Origin of the sequence: Streptomyces sp. Ag109_O5-1 (assembly GCF_003814875.1) — a bacterium.
Taxonomy (GTDB): domain Bacteria; phylum Actinomycetota; class Actinomycetes; order Streptomycetales; family Streptomycetaceae; genus Streptomyces; species Streptomyces sasae.
This window is the reverse complement of sequence record NZ_RKQF01000001.1, coordinates 2,973,230-2,990,698: the sequence shown is the minus strand read 5'-3', so window position 1 is coordinate 2,990,698 and position 17,469 is coordinate 2,973,230. Positions and strand designations below refer to the sequence as shown.

Sequence of the window (17,469 nt, the reverse complement as noted above, 5' to 3'; positions counted from 1 at the left end):
GGTCGCCGTGGTCATCGCCGCGGCGCCGTCAGCGCCGTGAGGAGTCCCTCGGCCAGGTGTTGTGCGGCCGATCCGTCGTCCCGTGCGGTCGAGGCGCGTACGACCGCCCTCACCTGTGCTCCCGGATACGTGTCGGCATAGGCCGGGCAGTCGTCGGCCGCGTACGCCGCCGCGAGCGCCGGGCCCAGCGCCTCCGCGTGGGTCTCGGCGAAGGCGCGGGCGTTCGCCCCGCTGCTGAGCCGCGCGTACTCATGGCCGTACGCGTCGGCCTCGGCCGCCGAGTGGCCGTTGGCCAGCGCGTAGTCCCGGGCGCCCGCGTGCCCCTCGGCGTAGGCGGACGCGCGGTCGTAGGCGGCCTCGTGCAGGCACAGCAGCACCGGGTGGAGAGCCGCCCGCCAGGTGTCGCGGTCGGCCGTGGCGCCCCGTGCCGCCGCGCGGTGCAGGTCCGCCGACGCGGCCGTGTCGATGTCCACCGCCTCCGCGAGCAGCGGCAGGACGGTGTCCGTCTGCCAGACGTGCACGGCCCGCAGCCCGGCCGGTGCGCCCGCCGTGCGGAGCAGGTCGCGCAGGCGGGTCGCCCAGGCGTCCGCGTCGGGTGGCGGGAGCTCCCCGTGGAGGGCGGTGGCGAGCCGCCACAGCCAGGTGGGTGCCTCGGTCGCAGGCGGAGGCTCGGCGGTCTGGGCCCGCAGCGCGGTGCGGAAGGCCTCCATCGCGTCGGCCGTCGTCGAAGCAGTGTGCGCCATGTCCGCTTTCCCTCCGGCCCGGTCAGGCGTGCAGACTCGTGCCGTCGATCGCCACGCGGCGGCCCTGACGGGTGTGCGGGAAGTAGTCCCACACGGCGTGGTGCTGGACGCTGCGGTTGTCCCAGAAGACCAGGGTGCGTTCCTGCCAGCGCACCCGGCAGTGCAGCAGCGGGGTCCGGGCGATGTGCGCGTACAGCATCGCCAGCAGGGCGTCGCTCTCGGCGCGCGACAACTGCGTGATGTGCGAGGTGTAGGGCGAGTTGACGAACAGCAGCTTGCGGCCGGTCTCCGGATGGCGGACCACGACCGGCTGTTCGGTGCGCGGTACGTCGTACTCGGCCGGCGGGGTCAGCCCGGCGTCCGTCCAGGGCTTCGCGCCGTCGTGGACAGCGGTCAGACCGTCCAGGAAGCCGCGCAGGGCGGGGGAGAGCAGCTCGTAGGCCAGGTGCATGTTGGCGAACAGGGTGTCGCCGCCGCTGCCGCCCTCGGGGATCGTCGTGATGTACAGCATCGAACCCAGGGAGGGCTCGGCGTCGGCGGTGCCGTCGGAGTGCCAGCCGTTGCCGGCGACCGCCTTGGAGTCCTTGTCCGCCTTGATCTCCAGGATGTGCGGATCGGATCCCTCGGCCGCGAGGGCGACCGGGTGCAGTTCACCGAAGACGCCCGCGAACCGCTTGTGTTCCTCGGGGGTCAGGTCCTGGTCGCGGAAGACCAGCACATGGTGGGTGTGGAACGCGTGCTTGAGCTCCTTCTCCTGCTGGGGCGTCAGCTCACGGGAGAGGTCGAGGCCGGTGACCTCGGCGCCCAGCACCGGGGTGATCGGGGCGACGGAGAGGGTGTCGTAGGGCTCGGCGGGGCGGGTGGTGAGCCGTTCGACGGCCCGCAGTGCGTAGTCCTCCATGAGGGACCTCCTTGGAATCCTTGGAAACAGGGGAGCGTGGAGAGCGGGCTCAGAGCCCGCGGTCGAGGAGCTCGGCGACCACAAGGCGGCCGAAGGCGAGGTTGCCGTGGATGGTGTCGTCGGCCTGGCAGAAGGCCGGCCGCTGCCGCCCCGAGCCGTCGGTGACGCGGGCGCGCAGGTCGACGATCTCCACACCGCGCGCGGCGAGTTCGGCGCCGATGACGTCCTGGGCGGCGAAGAACACGGCCGGGTCGGACATGCCGGGGACGCGCTGCGGTGGCAGGGGGGCCAGCACCCGCAGTCCGAGGGCGGCCGTGTGCTCGTAGAAGGCGAGCGCGCCGCGGACTCCCGCCCGGACCAGGCCGGCGAACAGCTTGCTGCGCAGGAACCCTTCGGGCACGGTGCCGTGCCGGTCGCGGTGGATGTCCCAGTTCTGCCGGGTGGCCACGGTGTGGGCGCTCAGCCCGAAGGTGCACACGAGCGGTACCCCGAGCCCCGCGAACCCGGTCACGCCCAGCACGTCCAGGAACTCCCGGACCAGCCGCCGCGTCTCCGCGTCCCGGAAGACCAGGTCGCCGTCACCGTCGTCGACGTCGAGGAAGGGCCCGAGGAAGTCGCGTCCCGAGCCGACCGGGCCGCCCACGAAGGGCAGACCGGCCTGCCGCGCGGCCCGTCCGACACAGCCGGCGTGGGAGTCACCGAGCAGGAGGAACCGGGCGGGCACGGGGGGTGTAGTAGTCGAGCACTGCGTCGTCACACCAGTGGTCCTCTCCGCCGGTGACGGGGATGGTCTGCGCGGGCGCGGGCGCGGGCGCGGGCGCGGGCGCGGGCGTGGGCGTGGGCGTGGGCACGGACAGGGGCGCGGGTGCGTGCGGCGCCGGGTCGGTCCCGGGCCGGACGGCCCGGAAGAAGTGCCGCATCACGAAGGCCACGCCGTCGGGGGTGACCGTGCGCAGGTTCGGCTCGAAGAACGCGGCCCGGTACGGGAAGCCGGTGACGATCTCGTACGACGGGAAGTAGTCCACGTCGTCGCAGGCGTCGGCGAGCTGACCGGCCGCCGCGCGCAGCACCGACTTGGAGTGGGTGGTGGCGACCAGGGCGTGGCGGCCGGTCGCGGTCGCCGTCAGCGGGACCGGGGAGACCGTGAGGACCGTGCGCAGGCGGGAGTTGACGCCGCGCGCCATCGCGAGCACGTCCGTGAGGTCGCGGTGCACCCGGTCCACGGTGTGGTTGTGCAGGACGTGCCGGCCGGGGTCGTAGGTGCCGCGCACGGTCCCGGGGCACATCGGCAGGACGGTGCCGGTACGGACGTCGTGCCAGGCCTCGGTCAGACCGAGGGTGAACACCAGGACGTCGGCGGTGCGGAGGGCGGTGCGGACGGCGTCCAGGGTGACCGCGCGGGCGCGCAGCACGTCGTCGGGCGAACGGTGGCCGTCCGGTTCCACGGCCGGCCGGTAGGGGTCGTAGAAGAACCCGTCCTCCTCCCACACCTCCGTCGGCGGCTCCTCCTCCGCCAGCGCCCAGGCGACCCACTGGCGCAGCGCGGCGGCCGTGTAGATGTTGCCGGTCCGGAAGGAGAAACGGCGGTACCCGCGGGCCGCCTGCTCGGCGGGGGTCAGTCCCGGGGGCGGGAGCTCGGCGTCGTACCAGTGCATGCCCTCGGCCAGGAGAGCCCGGCCGATGTGCGCGGCGAAGCAGGATCCGGCGGTGACGACGGGATCGTCCTGGCCGATCGCGAACTTCGGCGTCCACAGGCCGTCGATGTCCGCGGGGTCGGGTTCGGCGACCGCGGTGCGCCAGAACGACCGCGCGGGCAGGCGGGTGTACGGATGCTGCACGGGAGGCCTCCTCAGATCCGTCCGACGGGCTGCGGCCGAGTGCCGGGCGGGGGTTCGGCGAGGCCTGCGGGTGGGGGTTCGGCGGCGGTGGCGGACGGGTTCTCGGCAGGGGCGGCGGGTGTGGCTTCGGCGAGGGTGTCGGGCGAGGGCTCGGTGAGAGCGGCGGCGATCGCCTGGACGTGGGGCTCGGTGACGATCTGGTAGTGGTCGGCGTCGACGTGGTGCAGCCGGTACGGCGACGGCAGATGGGCGTCCCAGGCACCGGGTGCGGTCGGCTCGGGCGCGAGCGCGGCCTCACCCACGGGGCGCGTCGCCAGCCAAACGGCGGCGGGCGTCCGGCGCAGCCGCGGCAGCCGGTGCCCGGCCATGGCGGCGAGGTTGGCCCGGCAGCAACGCGCGAGCCGCTCGGCGTAGGCACGACCGGACTCCGTGAGGGCGGCGATGTCCCGGTCCGGCTCCGCAAGTCCTCTCGTGCCGTCGCCGTTGCCGTTCAGTTCGCGGGTGAAGACGGCCTGGATCTGCTCCTCGTCGTAACCGGCGAGGCGGTGGCCGGCTCCGGGCGGTGGCGGGTCGAGGAGGTGGAGGGCGGTCACCGGACGGCCCTCCGCCTCGGCGAGCGCGGCCATCGACAGCGCCGTCCACGCCCCGAACGACCAGCCGGCGAGCCGCAGTCGGCGTTCGGGTTCCGGGAACTCCTGCCGGACGGCGGCCAGATAGTGCGCGGCGCGCTCGTCGATCGAGCGGTCCGGCAGCCCGGGGTCGCGCAGGCCGGGATCGGCGATCAGACAGACGGTGATGTCGTCGGGCAGGGCGGACACCAGCGGCCGGTAGGCCTGGATGTCCCCGCCGACCGGATGCACCAGACACAGCACGTACGGCCCGGCACCGCGTTGCCACACCTCGACGTCCACCGTGCCCTGGGAGACAGTCCCCGTTCTGCCCGGGCGGGCGCCGTCTCCGACGTGGCCGAGGATCTCCGCCAGGCTCACCCGGTGGCTGAGCCGGGACAGTTCGATGTCGGCGCCGTGCCGGCGTTTGATCTCGTCGAGGAGTTCCAGCAGGGTCAGCGAGTCCGCGCCCAGGTCGTACAGCGGGGCCTCGGGGTCGACGGTGTCCACGCCGAGGAGGGAGCGGAGGAGGCCGGTGATCTCCGTGCCGGCGTCGCCCTGTGCGCGAGCCGGGGGTCCGTCCGTGGCGATCGGTTCGTAGAAGGCCCGCGCGGCCGTCAGGTCCGTGGTGCCGACCATCAGGTACGGCAGTTGGAGGCGCAGGGCCCGCTCGAAGACGGCCGTGCCCTCCTCGGGGGTGAGCGCCACGGCCAGGTGTTCCCGGTGCCGGGCGTCCGCACGGTCCGCGTGCCGCTGGGCCATGCCGACGTCCCGCCACGCGTCCCAGCCGACGCTCATCCGTACCGTGGCGTCGCCGCCGGGCACGGCGCGGTGGGCGTAGGCGTCGAGGCAGGCGTTGGCGGCCGCGTAGTCGAACTGGCCGGCCCCGCCGAATTCCGCCGCCGCGGAGGAGCAGTACAGGACGTAGTCGGGGGCGTGCTCGGCGACGAGCAGTTCGACGAGCAGGGCGCCGCGCAGCTTGGCCGCGGTGGTGCGGCGGCCGACGGCCGGCACGCGCCGGGCCAGCAGCCCGCCCGCGGCGGTACCGGCGGCGTGCACGATGCCGGCGAGACCGTCGAGCAGCGGCGCCAGCCGGTCCGCGACCGCCGGGGGTTCCTCGGCCGCGAGGTCGGCCGTGACCAGGGTGACCCGCCTGCCGAACTCCCTCAGTACGGCGGGCACTTCGGTGCCGCGGGCGACCAGGACGACCCGGTTGCCCGGGTGCCGGAGGAGGCTCGCGGCCAGCGTGGCGCCGATGCCGCCCGTGCCGCCGAGGATCAGATGGGTGCCCGGCGGGGTGACGGGGCGCGGTGGCTCGCCGGCGGGGACCGGCAGGGTGGTGCGGTGCCACCAGAAACCGTCGCGCAGGGCCGTCGCCCGGTCGGCGGGCGTGTGGCCGGCCGTGCTGCCGGCCGTGCTGCCGGTCGTGTCGGTCACCCGGTGGGCTGCCGTGTCGTCGAGGAGCAGGTCGGGCAGGTGGGCGGCCCAGGCGGCCGGGTGCGGGCCGGGCAGGTCGGCCCAGCGCAGGGTGACCCCCAGTTCCCGCCGGGGGACTTCGAGGGCCCCGGCGAGCAGACCGGCCTCGGGGGTGTGGACGGTCCCGGTGACCGGCTGCGCCCGCTGGGACAGCAGCCAGACACGGGGGCGTTCCGGCTCCGGACGGTCGGCGAGGGCCAGGGCGAGGGCGGCGACCGTGTCGAGGCAGGCCCACTCGGCCTTCTCCAGCGTGGACACGGTCGGGCCGCCGTCGAGGGCGAGCGGGAGCGCATGCAGCCAGTCCACGGCAGGCTCGCCCGCACCGGTCAGCCGGTCGAGCAGGGCGGCGAGCCGTCCGGGGTCGGCGACATCGGCCTCGTAGCGGTCGACGCCGATACGGGCCAAGCCCTGGCCGGCGCGGACGGTCACCACCCGGACGTAGTGGCGTTCCAGGAACCGCCAGCTCTCGCCGTCCTGCCCGGGTCCGGTGACGACCACGGCGGTACGGCGGGACACCGGAGTGCCGGTCCGGGCGCGGCGCGACCGAGTCCACAGGGGCTGGTGGAGCCACTGCGCGGCAGGCAGCCGGGAGATGCCGGACGGCTCCTCGGGGGCACGGGGAAAGTCGTACTCGGCGGTGTCGAAGGCGGGCGGCGGGAAGTCCCAGGGCGCGGGCGCCGGGCCCGCCGACGGCCATACGACGGTGCGGCCGGCCGCCCATGCCTCGGCGAGGGCGTGCGGATCACGGCCCTCGGCCGCCGCCGGTGCGTCCTGGGCCGGGGGCGCCGTGACGGTCGGCAGCGCCCGCAGCCAGGCGACGGCCGACGCGGCGTCGGGGCAGACGGCCGCCGCGCGGCGCGAGAGGGCGGGACGGCCGGCCTGGAGGTGCCGCAGCACCTGCGGATAGGCCTCGGGCCGGGCCGACAGATAGTCGGCGATACGGCGCCCGTCCGCGTGGACGGCGGCCTCGGAGGCCCCGGACAGCACCAGGCACGGCAGCGGCACCGCAGCGAGCCGATCGTCCGGCACCGGGACCGGAGCCGGTACCGCTTGCTCCAGCACCACGTGGGCGTTGGTGCCGCCGATGCCGAAGCTGCTCACCCCGGCCACCCTGGTCGGGACCGCCGGCCAGGGCTCGGCGGCAACCGGGATCCGGAACGGGCCGTCGTCGATCTCCGGGTTGAGCCGGTCGAAGTCGGCCGTCGGCGGAACGACCCCGTGGTGCACGGCGAGCACCGCCCGCACCAGCCCGACCACGCCCGCCGCCGCACCCAGATGCCCGATCTGACTCTTCACCGACGACAGCGCCACCCGTGCGTCCGCACCCAGCGCGTCCGCCGCCTGCGCGTCCGCACCCAGCGCGTCCGCCGCCCGCGTGTCCGCTGTTGATTTGTCCGCTCCCCGCGTGTCAGCCACCAGCCCGTACGCCTGCCGCAGCGCCGCCGCCTCGACCGGGTCGCCGAGCCGGGTGCCGGTGCCGTGTGCCTCGACATATCCGACCGCGGTGCCGTCGCGACCGCTCCGGTCCAGCGCCGCGCGGATCGCGGCCCGCTGGCCGGGCAGGGACGGGGCGCTGTAACCGAGCTTGCCGGCACCGTCGTTGTTGAGTCCCGAGCCGGTGATGACCGCGTAGACGGTGTCGCCGTCCCGGCGGGCCGCGGCCAGCGGCTTGAGGACGACCACACCGGTCCCGCTCGCGCCCACGGTGCCCTCGGCGTCCGCGCTGAAGGGCCGGCAGTGCCCGTCGGGGGAGAAGATGTGCTGCGGCCGGTAGGTGTAGCCGTCGGTCAGCTCGGTGTCGACGAGGACCCCGCCGACGAGCATCACCTCGGCGTCGCCCTGCCGCAGCATCCCGGCGGCGATGTGCACCCCGGCGAGCGAGCTGGAGCAGGCGGACTGGAGCGTGAACGCCGGTCCGGTGAGCCCGAGATGGTAGGCGGCCTTGGTGGCGAGGAAGTCCTTCTCGTGGTGCAGGGCGAGCCGGAAGGCGTCGGGCAGCCGGTCCGGGTCGCCCTCGCGGAGCATGCGCTGGAAGTAGGTGTTCTCGCCGCAGGAGGCGACCAGACCGACCCGCAGCCGCGCCGGGTCGCCGATCCCGGCGTGGGCGAGGGCTTCGGCGCAGTTCATCAGCAGGTGGCGCTGCTGGGGGTCCATCAGCCGGGCCTCGTGCGGGCTGATCGTGAACCGGCCCGGATCGAAGGCGAGCAGTCCCGCCAGCTGACTGCGCGCACCGACCCGGCCGTCGTCGGCGGCGAAGTGCTCGATACCGCGCCGGCCGGAGACGACCAGGTCCCAGAACGCGGCCAGGTCGGGCGCCCCGGGCAGCCGTACGGCCATGCCGACGACGGCGACGGGTTCGTCGGCCCGCCCCGCCTCCGGCCGGGTCGGCCGGGTCGGCCGGGTCGACCGCCCGGCCGGTGTGTCGCGGGCGCTGCCGTCGTCGTCCGTCACCAGCCGGGCCAGCGCGCGCAGTGTGACGTGCTCGAACAAGTCCGGTACGGAGAAGGGGAGATCGCCCTCACCCGCGCATCTGAGCTGGAAGCGCATCAGGTCCAGGCTGGTGGCCCCGGCGTCGAAGAACCGCTCGTCCACGGCGACGCGCCGCCCGGTCGCCGCCCGGAAGAGCTCGGCCAGCCGCCGTTCGAGCGCGGACAGCCCCGCAACCTCGCGGCCCCCCGCCCCCAGCTCGCGTCCCGGCGCGGTCAGCGCCGCCCTGCGGTCCAGTTTGCCGCTGGGGGTGCGCGGCAGGTCCGGCACGAGGCGGAAGCGGGCGACCCGGACGTAGGCGGGCAGCAGCCCCGCCAGGTGCCGGGTCAGGTCCGCCGGGTCGGGATCCTCCCCCCGGCACTGGAGAACGGCGACCAGCCGGCCGTCCAGCATCCCCGCGACCGCGTTGACCACCCCCGGACACCCGAGCAGAGCGGCCTCGACCTGGCCCAGCTCCAGCCGGTGCCCGCCGAGTTTGACCTGGCCGTCGTCGCGTCCCGCGTAGTGCAGCAGCCCCCGCTCGTCGAAGCGGGCCCGGTCCCCGGTGCGGTAGAGAACGCCCAGCTCGGGATCGTCGACGAACCGGTCCCGGTGCTCGGCGGGGTCGCCGAGGTAGCACCGGCCCGCCATACGGCCGCCGATGAGCAGGTCGCCCGTCACCCCCGGCGGGACGGGCAGACCGCCCTCGTCCACCACCCGTAGGACGGCCCCCGCCACCGGACGCCCGATGGCCGGGCGGGTCGGCCAGCCGGCCGGGTCGCCTTCGAGGCACAGGCCGCTGACGACATGGGTCTCGGTCGGACCGTAGTGGTTGAACAGCCGGGCGCCGCCCGGCAGCCCCGCGATCCAGCGCCGGATCGCGTCCGTGCACACCAACTGCTCGCCGGCCGTGACGACATCACGCAGCCGGGACGGGAACACCCCTGCACGCACCCCGTGTTCGGCGAGCAGTTGCAGCGCCACGTACGGCAGGAAGATCCGCTCCGCGCCACCGCTCTCCAACTGCCGTAGCAGCGTGGGCATGTCCTGCCGCCAGGCAGGTCTCACCAGGCGCAGCTCGCCGCCGGAGCACAGGGTGGTCAGGATCTCCTGGAAGGAGACGTCGAAGGAGAGCATGGCGAACTGCTGGGTGACGGCGGGCCGTTCGAGGCCGCCTTCGGCCCGCTGCCAGGTGAGCAGGTTGCACAGGGTCCGGTCGGGGACCTGGACGCCCTTGGGGGTGCCGGTGGAGCCGGACGTGAACAGGGTGTAGAGCGGCCGGAGTCCGCGATGCCGGTACGGCACCGGCCGGGCGGTGGGCGCGGCGGCGAGGGTGACGACATGCCGGGGCAGGGACGGCGGCGCGATCGTGGCCAGGACGTCGAGGCCGTCGGCGCCGGTCAGCACGCACAGCGGCGCCGCATGGTCCAGCACATGGCGCAGCAGGGCCGGCGGGTAGGCGGGGTCGAGGGGGACGACGGTCAGATTGAGGCGGGCCGCCGCGAGCAGGGCCACGACGTGTTCGACGGACGGCTGGAGGTAGAGGGCCACCGATGCCGGGGCGGCGGGATCCGCGGGCGGTCTCAGGAGGGACGCCAACTCGTTTGCCTGGGCGTCCAGTTCGGCGTAGGTGAGAGTGGTCCCGCCGAGGGTGACGGCGGGTGCGTCCGGAGTGCGGGCCACCTGGCGGGCGAAGCCCTCGGCGACCGTGGTGAAGTCCGGTTCCAGAGCGCGGCCGTGTGCGGGCGCCGACTCGCGGTGGGCGATGACGAGTTCACGCAGGGAGATGTCACCGTCTCCGTCACCGGTCAGCCGGTCCAGAGCCCGCCGGAACAACCTGGCCGCCGCCTCGGCGCGTTCGGCGCCGAAGTCGTCGCGGTACTCCCAGAGGCAGTCGAACCCGGACTCGTGCTCCACCACCGACAGCGTCAGCGCGCACTTGGCGCCCGTGGGCTCGGGCCACAGGGGCTCGATGGCGCAGTCCGCCAGGCGCAGCGCGGAGAACTCCGTGTTCTCCAGGACGAACAGGTAGTCGAAGAGGGGCGTGCGATCGCGGAACGCCGGTCCGGCGAACACATCGGCGAGTACATCGGCGAGAAGGACCTCCTGTCCCTCCAGCACCCGGCGCACGGTGTCGGCGTGCGTCGTCAGCTGGGTGCGCAGCGAGTCGTCGGGCCGTAGCGCGAGGCCGAGGAGCACGGTGTTCGCGAACATGCCGACGCTCTCGGCGAACTCGGGGCGCGGCCGGTTCGCCACGGGGGCGGCGACCAGGGGCCGGGCCTGCCCGGTCACGCCGTACAGACTCGCGCCGAACGCCGACACCAGCACCTGGAACCGGGTCAGACCGAGTTCCGCGGCACGCCGGTCCAGCGCGGTACGACGGACCAGGTCGAGGGAGGTGCGCAAAAGCCTCGCCCGCGGCCGGGCCGAGGACGTGGGCGCGGGCTCGGGTTCGGGCAGGGCGGGGGACGGATCCACCCCGTCGGCGTAGTGGTCGCGCAGCCGGACGCGCTGGTGTTCGTAGGCGGGGGTAGCGCGCCAGTCCCGCTGCCAGCGGGCGAGGTCGAGCGGGCCGACGGCCGGGGCCGGACGCCCGGAGTCACCCGTGTTCGCGTGGCCCGCGTTCGCGTAGGCGTCCGTGAGGTCGCGGAAGAGGAGGTTGAGCGACCAGCCGTCCACGGCCGCGTGGTGCAGTTGCAGAAGCAGCAGACCGCCGTCGGTCCGCTCCGCCCAGCCGGCCCGCAGCATCTGAGGCTCGGTGAGGTCGAAGCGGTGGGCGAAGAAGCGGTCGGCGGTCTCCTGCCAGGGCTCGCCCTCGCGGACGTCCAGCGGCTGCCAGGGGTCGTACGGAGCCTCGGTCCGCTGGAGCAGGCCGTCCGGGGCGGGAACCATCCGGGTGCGCAGGGCGGGGTGCCGCTCCACCAGCGAGCGCAGCGCCCGGCGCAGCGCCGACGGGTCGACGGCGCCCTGGACACGGAAGACGAGCGGTACGTCGTAGGAACGGTCGTCGGGGTCGCGCCGGTGCAGCAGCCAGAGGCGTTCCTGCTCGCTGGTGGCCGGCGCGGTCGTGGCGTCGGTGGCGTCCGGGGCGGGCGGCACGGGCGGACGGCAGTCGGCCGGAGCGCTGCGGACGGCGTCCGCGAGAGCGGCGAGGTCGGCCCGCAGCACAAGGTCCTGGGGGAGGTCGACGCCGTACCGCTCCAGGATCTCGAAGCGGAACCGCAATGCCTTCAGGGAGTCCCCGCCGCTCGGGATCCAGCGGTCGTCGGGCCGCAGGCCGCCGACGCCGAGGATCTCCTCCGCGAGTTCCAGCACCGGCCGCTGCCCGGCGGTGACGGGCACGGCGTCCTCGCGCCCGCCGCGCCACGGCGTGCCCGTGCCCGTGTCCGTGTCCGTGTCACGCAGCAGTGCGGCCTGGTCGACCTTGCCGTTGGCGGTCAGCGGGAGTTCGGCGACGAGGTGGGTGTGGTGCGGGCGCATGTACGGCGGCAGGGCGGTGGCGAGGTGACGTTCGTAGTCGGCGTAGGAGAGACCGTCGTCGCCGAGGACGAGGAAGGCCAGCAGTTCGTTGCGGTCCGCCGCGTCGCGCCGGGTGCAGACATGGGCATGGCGTACCGCGGGCAGGGCCAGGATCCCCTGCTCCACCTCGCCGGGTTCGATACGGAAACCGCGCACCTTGACCTGTCGGTCGGCGCGTCCGACGTAGACCACGCGCCCGTCGTCGTCCCGGCGCACCAGGTCACCCGTCCGGTACCAGCGGCGCGGGGTGCCGCTCCCACCGCTCGCGTCGTCCAGCCGGACGAAGGAACGCTCGGTCAGCTCCGGCAGATTGCGGTAGCCGCGCGCCAACGCCGTTCCCGAGAGCAGGAGTTCGGCCACCTCGCCGTCCTCCGCGGTACGCCCGTCCGGAGTGCGCAGCAGTACTCCGGTCCCCGGCAGCGGGGTGCCGATCGGGATCGAGTCGCCGTCGAAGTCCCGGGGGATCGGGTGGCACAGGGCGAACGTCGTCGCCTCCGTCGGCCCGTACACGTTGTGCAGGACGGTGGCGGAGTCCGGGTTGGCGTCGTACCAGGCGCGTATCGCGCGCGGGTCGAGCCGTTCGCCGCCGACGAGGACCCGGGCGGCGCCGGCGAAGCAGCCGGGGACCTTGTCGACCACCGTGTTGAAGAGCGCCACCGTGATGAACAGGGTGTCGACACGGCGTTCGCGCACCGCGGCCGCGAACCGTTGCGGGCTGTGCACCTCGGAGTCGTCCAGTACGACGCAGACGCCACCGGTGAGCAGCGGCGCCCACACCTCGAAACTCAGCGCGTCGAAGGCCGGGTTGGACAGGCAGGCGAAGCGGGCGCCGGGGTGCGGGCCGAGCCAGCCGGGGCGGGCCAGCCGCAGCACACCCGCGTCGGTGACCTCGACGCCCTTGGGCCGGCCGGTGCTGCCGGAGGTGTAGAAGAGGAAGCCGGTGGGGTCGCCCCCGCCGGTGGACGACTGCACGGCAACGGGTTCCGCGGCCGGGGCGAGGAGCGCGTCGGCGTCGATTCCGTGGACGTACTCGGTCGTACCGTCGTGGACGACGGCGACCGCTCCGGAGTCGTCGAGGATGTGGCGCTGACGGTCGGGCGGACTGAGCCGGTCGAGGGGGACGACGGTGGCTCCAGCGCGCCGGATGCCCAGCATGACGCACACCAGCCGCCAGGAGCGGGGCAGACAGACGGCGACGGACTGCCCGGCGCCCACGCCCCGTTCACGCAACTGCGCGGCCACCCGGCCGCTGAGCAGGTCGAGTTCGGCGTAGTCGAGCAGCCGGCCGCCGTCCTCGACGGCGACGGCGGAAGGCGTACGGCGGGCCTGGGCGAGTACGGCCTCGGCCAGTGCGGAGGCGTGGGAGGCGTGGGAGGCATCGGAGGTGTCGGACGCGGCGGAGGCTTCGGATGGTGCGGTGCGGTCGGTCATCGCGCGTCTCCCGCCGGTACGGCGACGGAGCGCACCCGGCTCGTCAACTCACTCTCATGATGGGCGAGTTCGGCGGCCAGCAGCGCGGCGACCCGGGAGGTCTCGGCGCCCTCCAGGATCTCCCAGTGGTCGCATTCCATCGTCTCGACCCGGAACTCGCCCTCAGCGCGCCGCCGCCAGAACGCGCGGACCTCGGCGTGGAAGGGGGTGTCGGTGCCGTCCGGCACGGCCTGGGCGAGGACCAACCGGGCCGGGGAGGCGGCCGGGACATGCTCGCGCGCGGTGAGCCGGTTGTGGTTGTAGATCCTGAAGTAGCGGTCCACCTGGGCGTCTTCGATGCCGGGGTACATCCCGTTGAACCTCACGAGTTTGTCGCGGAACTCGTCCGCGTCGACGACGGTGATCGCCGCGCGGGCCTCGGCGTCGTCGGTCGCCTGGGTGTCGAGGAGGACCACACTCACATCGCCGCGTCCGGCACGGCCGAGGAGGCGTCCCATCTCGTGGGCGACCAGCCCGCCGTAGGAGAGACCGGTCAGCACGAGCGGGCCGTCGCCGAGCGGTTCGAGGAGGCGCAGATACGCCTCGGCCATGGCCTCCACGCTGGGCAGCACGTCCTCTCCCGGATTCACCCCGGGGGACTGGATGCCGTACAGGCCGGTGTGTTCGGGGAGATGGGTGGCGAGCGGCAGATAGCAGAAGGCGGTGCCGCCGGCCGGGTGGACGCAGACGACCCGGGGGCCGGTACCCCGGCGGAACTCGACGAGACTGCCCGGGGCGCGGTCGGTGCCGTCCTCGCTGTCTTCGCGCAGCAGCGCGGCCAGCGCCTCGATCGTCGGCCGCACCATGACCTCCGCGACCGGCAGCTGGCGCCCGAAGGTCTCCGTGACCTCGTGGGCCATCTTGATGGCGGACAGCGAAGTGCCGCCGATGTCGAAGAAGTTGTCGCCGACGCCGATCGACGGATGGAGCAGGATGCGCTGCCAGATCCGGTACAGGGCGTGCTCGACGTGGTCGCGCGGGCTGGCGGTGTTGACCTGGCCGGACGTCTGCTCGTGGACCAGTCGCAGCAGTGCGGCGCGGTCGAGTTTGCCGTTGCGGCCCAGCGGCAGGGTCTCCAGGTCGAGGACGACGGCGGGGACCATGTAGTCCGGCAGGCTGCGGGCGAGTGCCGTGCGCCAGTCGGCGCTGGTACGGGCCGCGGCGGCGCCCCGGCCGACGGCGGCCACCAGCCGGGACCGGCCCGCAGGGTCGTGATCGGCGAGGACGACGGCCTCACGGACACCCGGCAGCCGTGTCAACGCCGCCTCTATCTCGCCGGGTTCGATCCGGAAGCCGCGCAGCTTCACCTGGTCGTCGGCGCGGCCCGCGTAGTGGAGCAGGCCGTCGTCGCCCCAGCGGGCGAGGTCGCCGGTGCGGTAGACGCGGGCACCGGGCACGAACGGGTCCGGCAGGAAGCGCTCCTCGGTGAGGTCGGGGCGGCCCAGATAGCCGCGGGCGAGGGCCGCCCCGCCGAGGTGGACCTCCCCGACGACACCGGGCGGGACGGGCTGCAGCCGGGCGTCGAGGACGTAGCAGCGGGTGCCGGGCAGCGGGCGGCCGATGGGGCACGGGCGGTCCAGCGGGCGGGGATCGTAGTGGGCGGTGCTGTAGAGGGTCGCCTCGGTGGGGCCGTAGCCGAAGCAGACGCGCAGGCCGGGCAGTTGCTCCGTCATCCGGTGCAACGCGGCCTCGGTCAGCGACTCGACGCCGGTCAGCAGCCTGCGCAACGCCAGTCCGCGCAACCGCTCCGCCGGGTTCTCGTCGACCCACTTGACGTAGGCGGGCGGCAGGAACGCCTGGTCGATCTCCCGCTCACGCAGCCACCCGAACAACGCCTCCGGGTCGCCGCGCAGTTCCTCGGGGACGATGTGCAGCACACCGCCCGTGGTCAGGGGCAGCAGCAGTTCGTGGACCGAGGCGTCGAAGCCGATGCTGGACCAGGCCGAACCCGCCTCGCCGGGTGCGGTGCCCATCCGGTCGTGCCAGACCGCGAAGAGGTTGAGGACGCTGCGGTGCTCGACGGCGACGCCCTTGGGCCGCCCGGTGGACCCGGAGGTGAAGATCACGTAGGCCAGCTGGTCCGGGCCACGGGTGATCCCGGCCGGCGGCAGGTCCCCGGCTGCCTCTGCCCCGGCGTCTATCGCTGCCCCTGCCCCTGCCCCCACCCCTGCCTCTGCCTCGACCGTGCCGATGCCGAGCCAGTCCCGCGGCCGGTCCTCGCCGGTGTGGTCGCTCAGCACCACGGGGCACGCGGCGTCCTCGACCATGGCGGTGAGGCGTTCCCAGGGCTGTCCCGGGTCGAGCGGCAGATAGGCGGCACCCGCCTTGAGGATCCCGAGGATGCCGACGGCCAGGTCGCAGGTGCGGCGGGCATGCAGTCCTACGACGTCATCCGGGCGGACGCGACGGGCGACGAGGGCGTGCGCGAGCCGGTTGGCACGCCGGTCGAGCGTCGCGTAGTCGAGCGCGCGGTCGCGGTCGACCACGGCGGTGGCGGCGGGGTGCGCACGGGCCCGTGCCTCGAAGAGCTCCGTGAGACCGGAGGCCGTACGCAGGGCCGTCGCCGTCGCGTCGGAGGGGTCACCCACGCCCGCGCCCCGCCCCTGTGCGGCGTCGCCCGCGCCGATCAGCTCCAGGCGCTCGCGCGGGTCCATCAGCTCCAGGGTGTCGACGGTGCGGTGCGGGTGCCGGGCCATGTCGGTGAGCAGTCGCCGCAGATGTCCGGCCCAGCGTTCGGCCGTGGCGGCGTCCACCAGCGCGGCCGCGTGATCGAGGTGCCCGGTCACCCGGCCCTCCGACTCGGTCGCCGACAGGGCGAGGTCGAACTTGGCCGGGGCGTGGGCGATCGGCAGCGGCGCGGCCTCGACACCGGGCAGCTTCAGCAGGTCGTGCCGGTCCGGGACCCAGGCCAGCATGGTCTGGAACAGCGGGGTGTGGGCCGCGCTGCGCGGCGGGTTCACCACCTCGACGATCCGCTCGAACGGCAGGTCCTGGTGGGCCAGTGCCTCGCGGACCACCGCCCGGGTGCGGGCCAGCGCCTCCGCCGCGGTCGGGGAACCGGACAGGTCGACGCGCAGCGGGAGCGAGTTGACGAGGAAACCGATCAGCCCTGCGGCTCCCGGCCCGCGCCGGCCGGCCACCGGGCTGCCGACAACGATGTCCTGCTGCCCCGACAGCCGGGACAGCAGGATCGCCCAGCCCGTCAGCACGGCGACGAACAAGGTGGCGCCGTGTTCCCGGGCCAGGCCGCGCAGGGCCGCCGTGACGTCCGCGTCCAGCTCGAACCCGACGCGTCCGCCGTCGTAACCCTGCTCCGCCGGCCGCGGCCCCGGCACGGGCAGTTCGAGCATGGCCGGCGCGTCGGTCAACACGCCCTTCCAGTAGGCCTCTTGAGCGGCGAGGGCACCGCCGAGCACGGACTCCCGCTGCGCCTCCGCATAGTCGGCGTACTGGAGCCGCAGCTCCGGCAGTCCGTCCGGTACGCCGGTCGCCAACGCCTCGTAGAGGGTGCCGACTTCAGTCATCATCACGTTCATCGACGCGCCGTCGTAGATGCTGTGATGGAACGTCAGCAGCAGTACGTGGCGAGAGGGGCCGAGGGCGAGCAGCCGACCGCGCCAGAGTGGGCCCGCCGCCAGGTCGAACTCCCCTTCCGCCTCGGCCAGTTGCCGGGCGGCCACCTGTGCGTCGGAGTCGGTGGCGGTGGTGAGGTCCTCGAAGGCCAGGGGGCGGCCCGAGCCCGGCGGGTCGATGTGCTGGTGCACCCCGCCCGCCTCGGCCACCAGCCTGGTGCGCAGGGTCTCGTGCCGGTCGGTCAGGGCATCGAAGGCGGCGGCCAGGGTGCCGCGGTCGAGCGGTCCGCCGAGGAGGAAGGCGAGCGTCTCGTTGTAGGCGGTGTTCCCGCCCGGGAGCTGGGCCAGGAACCACAGCCGCTGCTGGGCGAAGGACGCCGGCCGGACGTGGCGGGCCGGATCCGCGGGGGCGGGGTCGGGGGTGTTCTGCACCGGCAAGGCCTGGCCTTCCTGTCGGGGGGACGGGACCGGGGACGGAACAGAGGCACGGCGATGACGGCAGCGCGCGAAGTGCCGTGAGAGGCCGTGAGAGGCCGTGAGAGGCCGTGAGAGGCCGTGAGAGGGCGTGAGAGGGCGTGAGAGGGCCTAAAAGGCCCTGAGGGAAGAGGGGGGAGGGGAATCGTCGATCGGTGGGTGGGGGGAAATCGACCGGGGAATGCGCGTGGTGCAGCCGGGAGCGCAGATGCGTCAGCTGTGCGGAGTTTCTCAGGAGGCTCCGTGATCTGGTTGTGATCCTCAGTCACGCATTGGGGACATGTCAACTCTTGACTTTCCTGGGGGAGTTCACGTAACTCTGAGCCCGTCGGATGTCCTGTCCAGCCACCGGGTCGCGGGTAAAGAGGGGGTCATTTCTCGCCGTCGCCTCTAATTCGTTGT

General features: G+C 74.0%; 6 protein-coding genes. All 6 read right to left on the bottom strand.

Annotation, left to right across the window (positions count from 1 at the left end; all coding sequences use genetic code 11):
* Nucleotides 1-11: 11 nt before the first annotated feature.
* The 6 genes from EDD90_RS13295 to EDD90_RS13270 are packed head-to-tail and all read right to left on the bottom strand — an operon-like array spanning nucleotide 12 to nucleotide 17,031.
* A complete protein-coding gene (locus EDD90_RS13295; RefSeq protein WP_260327835.1) occupies nucleotides 12-743 on the bottom strand; it encodes a hypothetical protein in 732 nt (243 codons plus the stop codon).
* A 22-nt stretch (nucleotides 744-765) separates the two neighbouring features.
* Nucleotides 766-1,644: a TauD/TfdA family dioxygenase gene (locus EDD90_RS13290; RefSeq protein WP_123973217.1), complete on the bottom strand. Its 879-nt coding sequence runs from the start codon at nucleotides 1,642-1,644 to the stop codon at nucleotides 766-768.
* Nucleotides 1,645-1,693: 49 nt separating this feature from the next.
* Nucleotides 1,694-2,401 (bottom strand): hypothetical protein, encoded by a 708-nt coding sequence (locus EDD90_RS13285; protein ID WP_185149067.1) that lies wholly within the window; start codon nucleotides 2,399-2,401, stop codon nucleotides 1,694-1,696.
* The gene (locus EDD90_RS13280; protein ID WP_123973216.1) at nucleotides 2,340-3,482 is read right to left on the bottom strand and encodes a GSCFA domain-containing protein; all 1,143 of its coding nucleotides are present in this window, start codon (nucleotides 3,480-3,482) and stop codon (nucleotides 2,340-2,342) included. Before EDD90_RS13280 ends, EDD90_RS13285 begins: the two co-directional genes overlap by 62 nt.
* 11 nt (nucleotides 3,483-3,493) lie before the next feature.
* Entirely contained in the window at nucleotides 3,494-12,982 is a 9,489-nt protein-coding gene (locus EDD90_RS13275; RefSeq protein ID WP_123973215.1) for a non-ribosomal peptide synthetase, read from the bottom strand.
* A complete protein-coding gene (locus tag EDD90_RS13270; protein WP_221305102.1) occupies nucleotides 12,979-17,031 on the bottom strand; it encodes a non-ribosomal peptide synthetase in 4,053 nt (1,350 codons plus the stop codon). Before EDD90_RS13270 ends, EDD90_RS13275 begins: the two co-directional genes overlap by 4 nt.
* Nucleotides 17,032-17,469: the final 438 nt, after the last annotated feature.